Raw genomic sequence first — 15,530 nt, 5'->3', positions numbered from 1 at the left:
CCCGTCTTTTTAGGGGGGAGAATTTGAAAGAATTTATATGATAAATCTTCAACCTTGTAGTTGACGCTTACACAAAGCTATGGACAGTCCCATTTTATCCTTTTATCACATTTTCCATCATCCACTCATACATTTCAACATTCGATTTGCGAGCTGTAGGATGAAAACTATTTATTAATACTATGTTATTTTCTTTATTATAATATACCCAACTATTCTTCTGAATGAATGTAAGTTCTTTATAGATTATATCTGTAGCAACATTAAATACTACTTGCCCCCCACAAACAATAATATTGGGAGATAAAATATCCAATTCTTGACGTAAATAATGTGCATACCGCTTACCAAAATCATATACAATACTATCGTCAGCAGTAGCACCACCCGATTTCTTCTTCACGTTCACATAAGCATAGGAGTATTCAGATAATGCTTTCATCTGATTCTTCGCATCAAAAGCTTCTTCAATAGCAGGATAGCTAGTGTCTGTATAATTGGTCAACCCATATAGCCAAGCCGATAATCGATTATAAAATAACCCATTGGGAGAATACCCATTGATAGAACCTGTCCATTCTCGAACATCTTGTCCATCGTTGTCGTTGTTTTCTTTGAGCAGAAACAATATTTTTCTTTTAGAGTTCTGCCACAATAAACTTTCTTTTCCATTACGGTAAATCAGTCCATCTTCACAAAATCCATGATCACCATTCTGCATCATTCCATCTTTCCAGTATTGAAAAAGAGCATTTAGTTTTGTATTTATCATATCTATTATTTTAGTTACAAATAAGTTCCAAACTAAAGAAAAAGCGTGGCACTGTATGCCTATTTTGTTTAGAGGTATCGCCAAACACCTTGTAGCAAATAAACAACAGCCCACGCCTGATATGCTGTACAAAAGGTACAATCATCAAACAGGAACATCATGTTTATCCTTGCTACATTAGTCAATTGGCGATTTTCTAAACAAAGGACGAAACTTTACGCTTCTTCAAATATACATTAGCAAAACCTATCGTTTCCGATGGCAAATATATGTAAATATTTTCGGAGGCGAGTAAAAGGGCTGTTGCTATTATTTGCTCCGACAAAAATAAAATTGATAACTGCCAAATACTGTCATGTTCTTAATGTTTTACATTTTCATTCCTTTATCCTTCTTTATTATAGGTGTTATGATTTGCTTCCTCTTTTCCTCCTCTTTAGCTTCTACTACTCTCGGATCGCCCCATGACTCTTTATATTCCGTATCAGTTTTCTTCTCTTTCCACAGATATGGATGAGCGAATCTACCATCATACCATTTCACTTTAGCTTTAGTTATAAAGCCCTTTTCTATCAAAATCTTATCTCTGAGTCGCATCTCATATTTACCATATTTTATGGACTTTTCTGGGTTTTTATTGCTAAATGAGATATTGTCCTTATCATCATTGGCAAATGCATATGCAGAAAATTTAGTGTTGTCATTGGGATGAATCATGTTTTCAACAAAGATAATACCGCCTTCTCTCAATACTTTTTCCTGTTCGTCTGATAGCTCAACACCCAAAACAACAAGATTTCGTTTAACGGATATAGGTTGGATTTCTGTCTTTTTCTGTACTTCGTGTTTAGCTTTTTGTTCGGCCTGTTCTCGCAGAAATTCCTCTCGACCTCGTTTCTTCGCTTCTTCAATATTCTTATCAAACTCTTTTTTTAGATTTCCGAAACTAAATTTCCGATCAATATCCGAGCCTTTGAAAGCAATATTGTCGTATCGAAACGATACTCCTTCAATCTCTCTGGTCGTTCGTTTGAATTTGTAATCAATCTCAATATTGAATTTTTGAAGAGCGAATCGTAAATCTGCCGGATTCTTACAACTGGATAAAACAGATTTTATAGCATCATAGATATGATATTTTGTCTTGTCGGGATTGTCTAATTTCTGCCGTTTTACATTGTCTTTACCCTTACCATAAGTCAGATTATACTTGTCTTTTAGCTTCTTACAAGCCTTGATGTTTCGTTTGTAATCGTTGTTGACGGAGATAAGTTTTAAGTTGTTGTCAATACGGTTATAGACAATATGCAGGTGGGCATTATCCGTATTGTGATGTCGGACAATGATATATTGCGTATTTTTGATTCCCATTTCCTGCATATATTCTTTGGCTAGTTGGAGCATAAAATCATTGGTCATTTTTCCTTTATCTTCGGGAGAAAAGGATATTGGAATATGGCCAACAGGTTGCTTTATCTCTTTTCGTCCCGAACGTTGTATGGCAAAACTGCGGATCATATCTTTCGCACTATCCGCCCATACTCCTTCGGCCTCGAGCAATTCGGCTGTGTCATTGATCACATAATTCACACAGCCTTTAAATGATTTCCCTTTGATGTTTTTAGCGATCATCCAACAATTGTTTGATTTGAAGTGCAATATTTACGATCTCTACACTAACTTGAGCGAATCCCGATTTGTTAGCCTGTTTGGCTATCTGATTCAGATTATTCCCCATACCACCGAGCTTCCGTATGAGGTCAAGTTCTTCCAAAGTAAAACGAGATTTGACACCTCCTTTCAAGGTCATCTCCCGAGCATATTGAGTTGCTTTCATTCCCAATTTCTCTGCTTTTTCCTTCACGGTTTTAAAATCTTCTTCGGTCAATTTCAGATTAATCGAAGTAGAAAGTTTTACTTTTTCTTTCTTTGGACGACCTCTTTTAGCGCTGTCACTCTTCTTATTTTCCATAACTACTTTGTTTAAGGTTATGGAAAACTGAGTGTCTCCAAACACTCAGGCGAGCCGAAACGAAAGTGACCATCGGGAGATGAAGTGCAGGATTGCTCCACAGCCACGACAGTCAAGTGACCATCGGGAGCAGACTGTTCGGGGCTGAGCCCCCTGCAAGGGCAAGGTATGCACGGAAGTAGCCCAAAGAGACGTTAGTCGAATTTTGGGTTACCCGTGCGATTACCTTGCTCCTTTGACGACGAGAAAAAAATAAAGAGGCGGTAGTCTCTTTGTTTTTTGAATCGGTGGCAACATTTGCACTCAGGTCTGAGCATAAAGTCAAAACGCCCGGACTTAGCAATACGGTCAGTGTATTGCCTATTGCTCTTCAAGGGTAGGCAGAGCAAATGAATAGTAGAAAGTGGATTGGATTTCTCATATAGCAGTATAATTTAGATGTATCCGACATGGACACTGTAGCAAAGATAGATTGTTAATTCGATAGTTATATCATTGACAATATGACGTGTATAGCTTTGCTTGAACATGCTTTTATTTGCCATATTGCCAGACAAAATTGAGTCACTGTTATTGCTCTTATTGGTAATATTACTATCTTTAGTACATGTATAATGGTGAGCAAGACATAGATTATGATAGTAATGTTCCTGAAGTATTTCGGGCTGTGCAGCAGAGTCTCAATGACTTTGTAGCAATCAACTATGAAACGGCACTTGGTTTGGTCTCACAGCCACAACTCACTGAGGCGGAACTACTCCACTATAAAAGCAAAGTGCTGGATATCATCCGTAACAATCCTCCTTTGGCAAGCTTGCCCAAATACCTTCGTGACGATAGAGAGGATTATCTATGGTACAGTGACTTTTGCGACGAGATAAGCAAAGATGTTTATCATCAGTATCGTACATTTATAAAACCAACAAATACAATAACTCCAAGCAACTATACCGCAGAGCTAATCAAAATTGATTTGCCCTATTTCCGAGAATTGGTAGACCTCGTAAGTTTAGAACGATTATGTATAAAATATGAGAAACTTCTTCCAAAACCTAAAGTAGAGATCATTAAGGAAGAGACACCCATACAAGAAACTACCATTGCCAAAGAGACTAAAGCTACAGCTAAATCTACCAAACGTTCTTACCAATCCAAACTAAGCAAAGAGCAATACGCTTTATTAGCCAACTGCATAGAAACTATCAAATTGTTTCGCTCAAAAATTAAAGTAGCTGAACTAAAGAAACTACTTTCAGGAAAACTACCTGAACCGCTACAAGTAACCAACCAAAAGACATTGGTCTATCTCCTTGACCAACTGAGCGAACACAAGTACATTAAAGCCCAATGGGTTTCGGTTGCCGATGGGAATAAAGACTTTATTTCTTTTCGCACAGAAGGCAACAAAGAAAGATATGGTGATAATAAACACTATATTGGTATGCAACAACTACTCAACTGCCGTAACCGCAACAAACGGGAACAGATATTTGGGCTTGAAGATATAGATACCTTGATAGAGAAATTGGGGGAATATAGCCGTCAATAGTTAAAAAATCTTACCATCCTGTATTTCCTATAAATATTTATGTCCCAACCTGAACTAATATTATCTACTCAAATAGAGCATGTTAACATAAAATAGTTGATTGCCTACTATTCTCAGATTATTCCTTTCCAAGTACACACCTAAATCATAACAGGCTTATAATAAACACTATACAACCCCAACCTGTTAGGTAAGGCTATTATGCTCACAGCGCAGGGCTTGAGAATGTGCTATACTTGCACCTGAGTTCGGAAACAGCAATATAAAAAGTCGTATACTGCTTATCCTTTCGGAAAATGTAGAATCATGGGCAAGACCAATCGTATCAGAGATGTTTGAATGAATATTATCATTCTAATTTAATGAATCCTATTTATAAACATTAAAAAACAAGTATCGTATGAAAGATGAGTCTGAAAATAAAGAACAGCCTTTGGATAATAAAGAACTTATATCTCAATTTATAGGGGAGGACAGCACATGAGTAGCTAGCTCAGCCAGAGGCAAGCTTTCTCGCAAAAAAGACGAGGAAGAGTATACCAACCGATTTTTGGCAACACGGAAAATCAAGGATTATACTCCGGTTTATATTGATGTTCGGATGAAAGAGAAACTCCAGATGCTAGTTGCCTCGTTGCAACATATTGTACCCGAGATCACTCCGACTATGCTGTTGTCGAATATTCTTGCCGATCACTTGTTCCAAAACAAAGAGCTGATAACTCGTGCTGCCAATGAAGGGTTAAAACGTTCTCTGGCAAGTACATTTAATAACGATAAAGAGTAAATAACAACTAAACTGAATCATTATGGAGATTGTTTGTATCGATTTACATACATGGGAACTGTTGAAACGACAGATCAATAGATTAACTTCCGATATGGCTGCGTTAAGAGCCGTCTATTGTTCCAATCCCAGAGACGGATGAATGGATTCGGCAGATGTCTGCCGTGCTTTGAGTATCTCGAAACGTACTTTACAAACTTGGCGGAATAATGGGAAGATACCATTTACAATGTTGGGTGGCAAGGTCTATTATAAAGAAGAGGATATTCATTGCCTACTTCAAACAGAAATTAAACTAGCCAAGAAGTAACTTATGGATAAATTTATCAATTACGAGACCGAAGAGTTCAAGGAACTTTTGGAGCAGATAGAACAATCCATTGAGGGTGTGCAGGATGTTAGAGACAAGCATCGCCCAACATTGGCAGACGAACGTTATCTGAGCGGAGAGGAACTAATGGAATATCTCCATATCTCGCCTCGAACGCTTCAAAATCTGCGAGATAAGCGAATGATCTGTTATACAATGATTGGAGGGAAAATACTTTATCCCGAGAAAGAACTTCAAGAGGTATTGTGTAATAACTACCAATCGCCAGAATTACCCTTTTAATATGCAGATTCTAAGGAGAGGGAGTTGAAGTTGCTACTTACGCATAAAATGAAAACAAGCATTCTTGATATTAATCAGGGATGCTTGTTTTAGTTTGAAGATATGCGTCATCGTCAGGTCAGTCGTTTTCGTTGCAGGATATTCTTTTACACTTCGAGCAGGGAAACAGGCAAGCCTCGGAGCGAAAATACTATCCGTAGGATGGAGATTTTTGTTTCCGACCTGTAGGGCTTCGGGCTTGACTAGTTTGCCTTGTAAGAAGTGACTTTCTCCTGCAACAAAAGGACTGAGCTGACCATCATTGTTCTTATTCTATTCCACCTTAGCCCATTTGGGGATGATATAAGTTGATGGATTAACGGGGTTATTTTCTCTCTTTTTTCGGGGCAACATTTCTTTTTGCTTTTTAGTGATTCGTTTGATGTTTCTGAAATCGGATTCAGGTCGATCTGTTTCCAATTTATACTTATCCCCGATTTTATCTGTCAATACCGCCATATCTTTACTTATCTTGTCGTTGGTGATTTTGGCATAAATTTGAGTCGTAGTTATGCAGCTGTGCCCGAGCATTTGAGAGACTGTTTCGATGGGTACACCTTGCGAGAGGCACACTGTTGTAGCCATTGTATGGCGCCCCATATGCGACGTAACTCGCTTATTCACACCGCATAATTTAGCTATACGTTGAAGGCAACGATTCATATTATCGCTATGGCTTGGTACAGGAAATACAAAATTATTTTTAGCCACAAGACGATATTGTTCAATCAGTTGCTTTGCTATTGGCAATAATTTGACATAGAACGTAGCATTGGTTTTCTTGCGTTTAGCTATCAGCCACAATTCGCCATCAAAAGAAGTTTGAATATCATCAAAGGTCAATTTTTTGACATCTGCATAAGCCAAACCCGTAAATGCTTGAAAAACGAAGATATCCCGAATCTGACGTTGTTTGTATCTTCTGAGTTCTACAGTCATAAACCTTCGAAGTTCATCTTCGGTCAAATAACCTCTATCCCGAGTTTGTGCTTTGAATCGGAAGCTGGCAAAAGGATTGATATGGATATACCCCTTGCGTTGAGCGATCAACATAATTTGTTTCAGTTTGGTCACGGATGTAAGCAAAGTACTGCCCGCCAGCTTGCGTTCTTCCAATAAATAGGCATAATAGTCCTCTATAAATTGTGGCTCTATTTCCTTAATCGGAATATCGGAAAGATTATATCTATCTCGAAGAAACATCTCTACTCTCCTGCGATTAATAATTAGTTGCTCGTATGAACCTTCCGTTCTATCCTTACCTACACGTCTGCTGTATTGCTCGTAGAACTCATCGGCGATAGAGAAGAAAGTTCGGAACTCATCGCCAAAGCCGAGATAAGCGTTTTTAACTTTTTCAGCAGAAACAAAATTATCCTTGTCACAGATGCTTTGATATTGCTTGCCGATTTGGGTTTTGATGTTGTCTAACTTCTGATTGATTTTCTGTGCTTCAAGACTTTTGCCTAATGCTCGGTTTGCTTTGGTATCCCACAACTCGGGCTTTATGTTTAGCTTACAGCTAAACTGCGAGATGGTACTGTTTACAGTGATTCTTCCCATTATAGGAGCTTTACCATCTTTTAAATTGTTCTTTTTTAGGTAAAACAAAACCTTGAATGTACTTCTTGCCATAACTCTAATTTTTTAATTACAAATTTAGTTTACTTAGAGTTATCCGGTGCTATGCAAAATTACGCAAACTATTGAATAAGTGACGAATAAACTCCAGTTGAACAAAGTTACTCAGGTAACGATTTAGTAACTGAATTCACCGTCATCTTTGCTTTTTTGTGCATTTATTCTCTTTTGGCTAAAAGAACCGTTTTGCTTAATCCGTTGATTAAGTTTTAATTACATTCTTTTGCTCTCCCTTTTCTAAATGGCTGCTGTTTCATTTAAATAGTGGGTTATTCTATACTACTAAAGAGTTGCTGTTAAGGCCGGCAGTAACAATCCGAAATTATTTATCCGGTAAGAGGGTTGGATATATCAAACCTTTTATTTTTCTGATAGTATGTGGTGTTATTTATAGTTTTGTTTTTCATCTTTTTCATTTTTTTCCAATGGATGAGATGAATAAACATGAAGGTAATGTTATTCTTGAATATGTCCCTATCTATAAATTGTATTCTAATCATTACTCATCGATGCTTCTGGTGTTAACTCCTTTTTATGCGCTGTTCTCTTATTTGTTGTTTTATCGAAGGGGTTATAACTATATGGAGCATCTTGTTATGCTTTCATACTTATCTGGAGCAAGAATTTTTGTTCTTTTGTTGTTTTATCCCTTTATATATTTGTCACATTCACAGTTTGTTTATTTGGTTGTAAATTTTTTAGCCGAAATATATTTTATATGGGGGTTATCTCAATTCTTCAAAAGGTCTTCATGGTTTGCTGCAATCTTTAAGGTGTTGCTGCTTATCGTATTAGCTGTTGTTACTTTGCTTGTGCTTGTGATAGCTATTTTCTTGGTGTTTAAGTATTATCATTTCAAGTTATGACTCCAAGCCTATTTCCTATGGTTGCCCCTTCTTCATTATTTCTTCCAATCTATTTTGTTGATATTTAATCAATTTAATTTCATGTTTTGTGCTCAATGAGAACTATGATGTTTATGTTTGATTTGTATTATCTTTATAGTAAATAAGAAGGATCCTGACAGACTTTTATCTATACATAACGAATCTTCCTGACGGGTACGGAATTGTAAAAAATAAAAAATTATCTTTATGCGATTTTTCTGATTTATTACGCATGAAGAAAGAATTAGTATGGAAAGTAAGCCGTTTCGAAGAGCTTACTATAAACGAATTATATGAGATCTTGCATCTACGGTGCAAAATATTTGTCGTTGAGCAAGATGCTCCGTATCTCGATACAGACTATAAAGACCAAAAAGCATTGCATCTCTCCGGATATGCAGATGATAGACTGGTGGCTTATTGCCGTATATTTAAGGCCGGAGATTATTTTGAAGAGGCTTGTATCGGACGGGTTATTGTTGCTCAGGAGTATAGGAAGTACGGATATGGGCACGACATGATGAAGAAAGCCCTGAATATAGCATCTGCAACTTTAGGCGAGACGCGAATTACGATTTCTGCTCAGCAATATCTTCAAAAATTTTATGAGAGCCACGGCTTCAGGCAAACCAGCGAGATGTATCTCGAAGATGGGCTACCCCATATTGAGATGAAAAAAGAATAGAATTTTTTAAAAAGTCTTGTTCGTTAAGATATTAAATCATAAATTTGCAGCCCGAAACAGAGAGGAGGTTTGATGATCTTTTGAACAAAACATATTCACTTGTGGTATGATATTGCTTTGCTGAAGCAATGTTCAGAAGATTGATTTATACAACAGAATTCTCTCGTTAATGCAATTATTGCAATGATAGCGAATGAAATTTCGCTTATAAAGTTTAAAATTAAATAAGAAAACAAATAAAAACTAAAGAATAATTATGATTATTGTTCCATTGAAAGAAGGGGAAAATATCGAAAGAGCCCTAAAGAAATTTAAAAGAAAATACGAAAAAACAGGTGTTGTTAAAGAACTTAGAAGACGTCAGGAATTCCAAAAGCCTTCTGTAGTGAAGAGAGCAAACAAACTTCATGCAGTTTATGTGCAGAAGATGCACCGTATGGAAGAGTAAAAGAAGTATTGCCAATTTCGCATAATATTATTAACTTCGTCATTCAAGATAGAATGTTTCTCGAATGATGCTGTTGATAGAAAAATATATCAGGTATCTCCGTTATGAAAAGAACTATTCTTTACATACGGAGATTTCTTATTCTGAAGACCTCAGTCAGTTCGTAGAGTTTCTTGCCGAGCATTTTTCTGATACCGACATAAAGCATGTAGATAGAGATATTATTCGCATGTGGATCGTGTCTATGATGGAGAGAAAAATCTCAGCCCGTTCTGTAAACCGTAAGCTAAGCGCAGTGAAATCGTTTTACAGATATTTGCAGAAAATAGGAGAAGTAACGGTAAATCCTGCAAGTAAAATAAATGGCCCGAAAGTTGGTCGGCCAATTCCAGCTTTTGCCAACAGTTCAGATATGGAGAAGGTGCTGGATCAAGAAGACTACGGGGATTCATTCGAGTCGTTGCGAGACCATATTATAATAGAGCTGTTTTACGTAACCGGAATCCGCCGGGCAGAATTAATAGGGTTGAAAGATGTTGATGTCGATTTCTCGTCTGAAACGATACAAGTGACAGGAAAACGTAATAAGCAACGTCTTATTCCTTTTAGTGATGGCATGAAGCAGTCTCTTGAGCAATATATTGCAGTGCGAAATAAAGAAGTAGGAAACCAATCAGGTTACTTATTTGTTAAGAATAATGGAGAGCCGCTTTATCCGATGTTAGTGCATCGTATTGTGACTTCTAATTTACAGCAAATAGAAACTCTGGCCAAGGTTAGCCCCCATGTTCTTCGACATTCGTTTGCAACGGGCATGCTGAATAATGGAGCGGATATTAATGCAGTAAAGGAGTTGCTTGGGCATGCAAGCTTGGCTGCTACAGAAATATACACACATACTTCGTTTGAAGAATTAAAGAGAATTTATAACAAAGCTCACCCAAGAGCTTAAAAAGTAAAGGAGGATTAGTTATGAATATTGTAATTCAATCGGTGCACTTTGATGCGTCAGTACAACTGAAAGAGTTTATTGAGAAAAAAATATCAAAATTGGATAAATTTACAGATCAGATTGTAGATGCAGAAGTTATATTGAAAGTCGTGAAGCCGGAAGTAGCCAATAATAAAGAGGCTTCGGTTAAATTGAATATAAAAAATGGAGAGTTGTTTGCCAATAAGACTGCTGATAGCTTTGAGGAGGCTGTTGCTCAGAGTATAGAAGCTTTGGAAAAGCAAGTGCTTAAGGTAAAAGAGAAGGCTCAGGCTAAATAAAATAGCAATGTTCATGAAATTGGCACTAAGCTAGTTGAAGCTAAATAGACAATCAAAAGAAAACACAAGGGAAAATAAATCTATAAAGTGTTGCGATTCTAAAAAAAAATATCTAATTTTGTCGCCGTTTCGCTGTGTAAAAAGCGAGATGGCGATAATTATTAGACTTTTAGCCTCTTTAGCTCAGTTGGCCAGAGCACGTGATTTGTAATCTCGGGGTCGTTGGTTCGAATCCGACAAGAGGCTCAAGCTATAAGGAAAAAGAAGTTTTGAAAAAGCTATGAATCAATAGATTTGGATATTTCTTCACTTTAATTTCCATTACTTTTGCTTTAATAATAATATCTCTTGTTTTTAAGTACGGAGAATTGTTTAATTTGAAGCAAGATTTTGAGATTTAAGCCAATGTAGCTCAGTGGTAGAGCACTTCCTTGGTAAGGAAGAGGTCACGGGTTCAAATCCCGTCATGGGCTCTAACGGGGATACAAGATTCAAAATTGAATTAAATATATACATTTAACTAAATAATAGAAGATTAATTATGGCAAAAGAACATTTTAACCGGGCGAAACCGCACGTAAATATCGGTACAATCGGTCACGTTGACCACGGTAAAACTACTTTGACTGCTGCTATCACTAAAGTATTGGCTGACAAAGGTCTTTCTCAAGCACGCTCATTCGACTCTATCGATAACGCTCCTGAAGAAAAAGAACGTGGTATTACAATCAATACTTCTCACGTAGAATACGAAACAGCTAACCGTCACTATGCTCACGTTGACTGTCCAGGACACGCCGACTACGTAAAGAACATGGTTACTGGTGCTGCTCAGATGGACGGTGCTATCATCGTTGTAGCTGCTACTGATGGTCCTATGCCTCAAACTCGTGAGCACATCCTTCTTGCACGTCAGGTAAACGTACCAAGATTGGTTGTTTTCATGAACAAATGTGATATCGTTGATGACGAAGAAATGCTAGAATTGGTAGAACTTGAAATGAGAGAACTTCTTTCATTCTACGAATTCGACGGAGATAATACTCCAGTTATCCGTGGATCTGCACTAGGTGCTTTGAACGGTGTTGAACCTTGGGTTAGCCAAGTAATGGAGCTTATGAATGCTGTTGATACTTGGATTCCACTTCCTCCACGTGATGTTGATAAACCATTCTTGATGCCGGTTGAAGACGTGTTCTCTATCACAGGTCGTGGTACTGTAGCAACAGGTCGTATCGAAACTGGTAAGATCAAAACTGGTGAAGAAGTTCAAATTATCGGTCTTGGAGCTGAAGCTAAAAAATCAGTTGTAACAGGAGTAGAAATGTTCCGTAAGATTCTTGACGACGGACAAGCTGGTGACAACGTAGGTCTTCTACTTCGTGGTATCGATAAAGAAGAAATCAAACGTGGTATGGTTATTACCCACCCAGGTAAAATCACTCCTCACACAAGAATCAAAGCTGAGGTTTATATCTTGAAAAAAGAAGAAGGTGGACGTCACACTCCATTCCACAACAAATATCGTCCTCAGTTCTATCTACGTACATTGGACGTTACAGGTGAAATCACTCTTCCTGAAGGAACAGACATGGTAATGCCTGGTGATAACGTAACAATCACAGTAGAATTGATTTACCCAGTTGCTTGTAACGTAGGTCTTCGTTTCGCTATCCGTGAAGGTGGACGTACAGTAGGTGCTGGTCAGATTACAGAAATTTTATCTTAATAATTTCTATAAAACCTAAAGTCGGTTTGTAATATAACCGACTTTAATATACGGGCGTAGTTCAGTGGTAGAGCGTTGGTCTCCAAAACCAAATGTCGGGAGTTCGAATCTCTCCGCCCGTGCTAAACTCAAACAGGAGTGATGAAAAAAATAATTAACTATTTTAAAGATTCTTATAACGAACTTGTATATAAGGTTTCTTGGCCTTCTCGTCCGGAATTGACTAGCAGTGCAGTTATTGTCATGATCGCTTCCATTATTATGGCATTGGTTGTGTGGGGTGTTGATTCGGTGTTTGATAGAGCGGTTAAGTTGCTTTATGGTCTGTTGTAATCTTTATCTTGTCAAAAAACTATGACTGAAATCGAAAAGAAATGGTACGTTCTGCGTGCTGTTAGTGGAAAAGAAAATAAAGTCAAAGAATATCTTGAATCAGAGATAAAGAAAACTGACTTAGGGAAGTATATTTCTCAAGTTCTTATTCCTACAGAGAAAACTTATATTATGCGTAACGGAAAGAAGGTTCTCAAAGAAAGAGCTTATCTTCCCGGCTACATATTGATTGAGGCTGCACTCGTAGGTGAAGTGATCCATGAACTTCGTAACATTAATTTTGTTGCAGGTTTTTTACCGAATACTACTAATCCACAACCGCTGAGCCAATCTGAAGTAAATCGGATATTAGGTACAATGGACGAACTGGATGAGCAGGAAGTAGGCTTGGATATTCAATATTTTGTTGGAGAAAACGTGAAAGTAACAAATGGTCCTTTCTCTGGTTTTTCTGGTATTATTGAAGAGGTGAACGCTGAGAAAAAGAAACTCAAGGTGATGGTAAAAATATTTGGAAGGAAAACTCCTCTCGAATTGAATTACATGCAAGTTGAAAAAGAGCAATAAGGACTGGTTACGCACTCTGGATGTTCTATTTAAGTTTTAACAAAACTAAAAATTAAAAACAAAAATGGCTAAAGAAATTGCTGGACAATTAAAGTTACAGATTAAAGGCGGTGCAGCAAATCCATCTCCTCCGGTAGGGCCTGCTTTAGGTTCTAAAGGTATCAATATCATGGATTTCTGTAAGCAATTTAATGCCAGAACTCAAGACAAGGCAGGTAAAATATTACCAGTGGTAATTACTTACTATGTTGATAAGTCTTTTGATTTTATTGTAAAACAACCACCTGTGGCAATTCAGTTACTTGAAGCCGCTAAAACAAAGAGTGGATCAGCAGAACCAAATCGTAAGAAGGTAGCAGAAATTACTTGGGATCAAGTACAAGCTATCGCTGAAGATAAAATGGTTGACCTGAACTGTTTTACCGTAGAATCTGCCATGAAGATGGTTGCTGGTACAGCAAGAAGTATGGGTATTACTGTAAAAGGGGCTTTCCCTGATGTTAAATAATTAAACTTCAATTGATAATGGGTAAACTTACAAAAAATCAGAAGTTAGCTTTCAGCAAAATTGAAGCAGGGAAATTATATACACTGACTGAAGCATCAGCTCTTGTAAAAGAGATAACAACTACAAAATTCGACTCATCTGTCGATTTGGATGTACGCTTAGGTGTAGACCCACGTAAAGCTAACCAGATGGTGAGAGGTGTAGTATCTCTTCCTCATGGAACAGGAAAACAAGTAAGAGTTTTGGTATTATGTTCTCCGGATGCAGAAGCTGCAGCTAAAGAAGCTGGTGCAGACTATGTAGGTTTGGATGAATATATCGAAAAGATAAAAGGTGGTTGGACTGATATTGATGTTATCATCACTCAGCCTGCTATCATGGGTAAAGTTGGAGCTTTGGGGCGTGTACTTGGACCTCGTGGTCTAATGCCTAACCCTAAGAGCGGAACTGTGACTGTGGACGTTGCTAAAGCTGTAACTGAAGTAAAATCAGGTAAAATCGACTTTAAAGTTGATAAAGCAGGTATCGTTCATGCTTCTATAGGTAAAGTATCTTTTACTTCAGATCAGATCAGAGATAATGCAAGAGAATTTATTTCTACGCTTATCAAACTGAAACCTACTGCAGCTAAAGGAACTTATGTGAAAAGTGTTTGTCTTTCAAGTACTATGAGTCCGGGTGTAAAAATTGACCCTAAATCAGTAGAAAATTAATCAAAATTGACTGAAACATTATGAGAAAGGAAGATAAAAGTACTATCATAGAAACTATAGCGGCAACAATCAAAGGTTACGACAATTTCTATCTTGCTGATATCGCTACTCTTAATTCGACTAAAACCAGCGAATTGAGAAGAGAGTGCGCAAAGCAAGAAATTAAATTAATGGTCGTAAAGAATACCCTGTTGCAGAAAGCATTGGATACACTTGAAGGTGACTATTCGGAACTACATTCAGTTTTGAAAGGAAACACTGCAGTGATGTTTTCCAATTCAGCTAATGCACCGGCTAAACTGATCGCTAAGTACAAGAAAGAAGGAATTCCTTCGCTTAAGGCTGCTTATGTACAAGAAAGCTTCTACATAGGTGCGGAAAATTTGAGCGCATTAGAAAACATCAAGAGCAAGAACGAACTTATCGGCGATGTTATCATGTTGCTTCAATCTCCAGCCAAGAATGTTATCTCAGCCCTTCAATCGGGTGGTAATACCATTCATGGTGTATTAGAAACATTATCGAAACGATAATTCATTTAAAAAAGAATAATAACAATTTTAATTTATACAAAAATGGCAGATATCAAAGCTATTGCAGAACAACTAGTAAATTTGACAGTGAAAGAAGTTAGCGAACTAGCTGAAATTCTAAAAACTGAATATGGTATTGAACCAGCCGCTGCTGCTGTTGCAGTTGCAGGTCCGGCTGCAGGTCCAGCTGCAGAAGCTGTAGAAGAAAAAACATCTTTCGATGTAATCTTGAAATCAGCAGGTGCAAACAAATTGCAAGTTGTTAAAGCTGTTAAAGAACTAACAGGACTTGGTTTGAAAGAAGCTAAAGATCTAGTTGATGCTGCTCCTGGTGAACTTAAAAAAGGAGTAACTAAAGATGAAGCAGAAGCATTGAAAAAACAATTAGAAGAATCAGGAGCTGAAGTTGAACTTAAGTAAAAACAGTCCTGTCAAAGGATACTTTGGTTAGGAACCTTCGTTGTGAAGGTTCTTAACCTTTT

At 37.4% G+C, this 15,530-nt stretch carries 19 protein-coding genes, 3 tRNA genes and 1 pseudogene; 19 read left to right on the top strand and 4 right to left on the bottom strand.

Going from position 1 to position 15,530, the window contains the following annotated elements; translation table 11 throughout:
• Window positions 1-94 precede the first annotated feature (94 nt).
• From BGO84_RS18720 to BGO84_RS18710, 3 genes are all read right to left on the bottom strand, one after another.
• Window positions 95-772, bottom strand: a complete 678-nt coding sequence (locus BGO84_RS18720) for a hypothetical protein (RefSeq protein ID WP_252639291.1) — start codon at window positions 770-772, stop codon at window positions 95-97.
• A gap of 369 nt (window positions 773-1,141) precedes the next feature.
• The gene (locus BGO84_RS18715; RefSeq protein WP_252639292.1) at window positions 1,142-2,404 is read right to left on the bottom strand and encodes a relaxase/mobilization nuclease domain-containing protein; all 1,263 of its coding nucleotides are present in this window, start codon (window positions 2,402-2,404) and stop codon (window positions 1,142-1,144) included.
• Window positions 2,394-2,744, bottom strand: coding sequence for a MobC family plasmid mobilization relaxosome protein (locus BGO84_RS18710; RefSeq protein WP_252639293.1), 351 nt, complete (start codon window positions 2,742-2,744; stop codon window positions 2,394-2,396). The genes BGO84_RS18715 and BGO84_RS18710 overlap by 11 nt, the downstream gene beginning before the upstream one ends.
• A 607-nt stretch (window positions 2,745-3,351) precedes the next feature.
• Here BGO84_RS18710 and BGO84_RS18705 point away from each other — a divergent pair.
• From BGO84_RS18705 to BGO84_RS18690, 4 genes and pseudogenes are all read left to right on the top strand, one after another.
• Window positions 3,352-4,293, top strand: a complete 942-nt coding sequence (locus BGO84_RS18705; RefSeq protein WP_252639294.1) for a hypothetical protein — start codon at window positions 3,352-3,354, stop codon at window positions 4,291-4,293.
• Window positions 4,294-4,816: 523 nt separating this feature from the next.
• Window positions 4,817-5,080: pseudogene (locus BGO84_RS18700) on the top strand (DUF3408 domain-containing protein); the annotation flags it as partial.
• 142 nt (window positions 5,081-5,222) lie between these two features.
• Complete coding sequence (locus BGO84_RS18695; RefSeq protein ID WP_252639296.1) at window positions 5,223-5,390, top strand: helix-turn-helix domain-containing protein; 168 nt, start codon at window positions 5,223-5,225, stop codon at window positions 5,388-5,390.
• 3 nt (window positions 5,391-5,393) lie between these two features.
• The gene (locus BGO84_RS18690; RefSeq protein WP_252639297.1) at window positions 5,394-5,693 is read left to right on the top strand and encodes a helix-turn-helix domain-containing protein; all 300 of its coding nucleotides are present in this window, start codon (window positions 5,394-5,396) and stop codon (window positions 5,691-5,693) included.
• Between the two features lie 312 nt (window positions 5,694-6,005).
• Here BGO84_RS18690 and BGO84_RS18685 read toward each other — a convergent pair whose 3' ends face one another.
• The gene (locus BGO84_RS18685) at window positions 6,006-7,367 is read right to left on the bottom strand and encodes a site-specific integrase (protein WP_252639298.1); all 1,362 of its coding nucleotides are present in this window, start codon (window positions 7,365-7,367) and stop codon (window positions 6,006-6,008) included.
• 218 nt (window positions 7,368-7,585) lie between these two features.
• Here BGO84_RS18685 and BGO84_RS18755 point away from each other — a divergent pair, with 218 nt between their 5' ends.
• The 15 genes from BGO84_RS18755 (at window position 7,586) to rplL (ending at window position 15,468) form a co-directional block, all read left to right on the top strand.
• Window positions 7,586-8,239, top strand: a complete 654-nt coding sequence (locus BGO84_RS18755) for a DUF3667 domain-containing protein (RefSeq protein ID WP_366246710.1) — start codon at window positions 7,586-7,588, stop codon at window positions 8,237-8,239.
• Window positions 8,240-8,492: 253 nt separating this feature from the next.
• The gene (locus BGO84_RS18680; RefSeq protein WP_291031409.1) at window positions 8,493-8,945 is read left to right on the top strand and encodes a GNAT family N-acetyltransferase; all 453 of its coding nucleotides are present in this window, start codon (window positions 8,493-8,495) and stop codon (window positions 8,943-8,945) included.
• Window positions 8,946-9,201: 256 nt separating this feature from the next.
• Window positions 9,202-9,393, top strand: a complete 192-nt coding sequence (gene rpsU, locus BGO84_RS18675) for a 30S ribosomal protein S21 (RefSeq protein ID WP_006841938.1) — start codon at window positions 9,202-9,204, stop codon at window positions 9,391-9,393.
• 70 nt (window positions 9,394-9,463) lie between these two features.
• Complete coding sequence (locus BGO84_RS18670; protein WP_283685763.1) at window positions 9,464-10,345, top strand: tyrosine recombinase XerC; 882 nt, start codon at window positions 9,464-9,466, stop codon at window positions 10,343-10,345.
• Window positions 10,346-10,365: 20 nt separating this feature from the next.
• On the top strand, window positions 10,366-10,665 hold the full coding sequence (gene raiA, locus BGO84_RS18665; protein ID WP_006841940.1) for a ribosome-associated translation inhibitor RaiA: 300 nt from the start codon (window positions 10,366-10,368) through the stop codon (window positions 10,663-10,665).
• A gap of 172 nt (window positions 10,666-10,837) precedes the next feature.
• A tRNA-Thr gene (locus BGO84_RS18660) sits at window positions 10,838-10,911 on the top strand.
• 155 nt (window positions 10,912-11,066) lie between these two features.
• A tRNA-Thr gene (locus BGO84_RS18655) sits at window positions 11,067-11,138 on the top strand.
• Between the two features lie 68 nt (window positions 11,139-11,206).
• Entirely contained in the window at window positions 11,207-12,394 is a 1,188-nt protein-coding gene (gene tuf, locus BGO84_RS18650; protein WP_135105766.1) for an elongation factor Tu, read from the top strand.
• 50 nt (window positions 12,395-12,444) lie between these two features.
• A tRNA-Trp gene (locus tag BGO84_RS18645) sits at window positions 12,445-12,516 on the top strand.
• Window positions 12,517-12,535: 19 nt separating this feature from the next.
• The gene (gene secE, locus BGO84_RS18640) at window positions 12,536-12,727 is read left to right on the top strand and encodes a preprotein translocase subunit SecE (RefSeq protein WP_135105768.1); all 192 of its coding nucleotides are present in this window, start codon (window positions 12,536-12,538) and stop codon (window positions 12,725-12,727) included.
• 21 nt (window positions 12,728-12,748) lie between these two features.
• Complete coding sequence (nusG, locus tag BGO84_RS18635; RefSeq protein ID WP_006841943.1) at window positions 12,749-13,294, top strand: transcription termination/antitermination protein NusG; 546 nt, start codon at window positions 12,749-12,751, stop codon at window positions 13,292-13,294.
• Between the two features lie 64 nt (window positions 13,295-13,358).
• Window positions 13,359-13,802 (top strand): 50S ribosomal protein L11, encoded by a 444-nt coding sequence (rplK, locus tag BGO84_RS18630; protein ID WP_135105770.1) that lies wholly within the window; start codon window positions 13,359-13,361, stop codon window positions 13,800-13,802.
• 17 nt (window positions 13,803-13,819) lie between these two features.
• Window positions 13,820-14,515, top strand: coding sequence for a 50S ribosomal protein L1 (gene rplA / locus BGO84_RS18625; RefSeq protein WP_006841945.1), 696 nt, complete (start codon window positions 13,820-13,822; stop codon window positions 14,513-14,515).
• 20 nt (window positions 14,516-14,535) lie between these two features.
• Complete coding sequence (rplJ, locus tag BGO84_RS18620) at window positions 14,536-15,048, top strand: 50S ribosomal protein L10 (RefSeq protein WP_135105772.1); 513 nt, start codon at window positions 14,536-14,538, stop codon at window positions 15,046-15,048.
• Window positions 15,049-15,090: 42 nt separating this feature from the next.
• Complete coding sequence (gene rplL, locus BGO84_RS18615) at window positions 15,091-15,468, top strand: 50S ribosomal protein L7/L12 (RefSeq protein WP_006841947.1); 378 nt, start codon at window positions 15,091-15,093, stop codon at window positions 15,466-15,468.
• Window positions 15,469-15,530: the final 62 nt, after the last annotated feature.

It is taken from the genome of Dysgonomonas sp. 37-18 (assembly GCF_001899125.1).
Taxonomy (GTDB): Bacteria; Bacteroidota; Bacteroidia; order Bacteroidales; family Dysgonomonadaceae; genus Dysgonomonas.
Note: the sequence above shows the minus strand (reverse complement) of the source record. Positions and strands in the feature narration are given on the sequence as shown.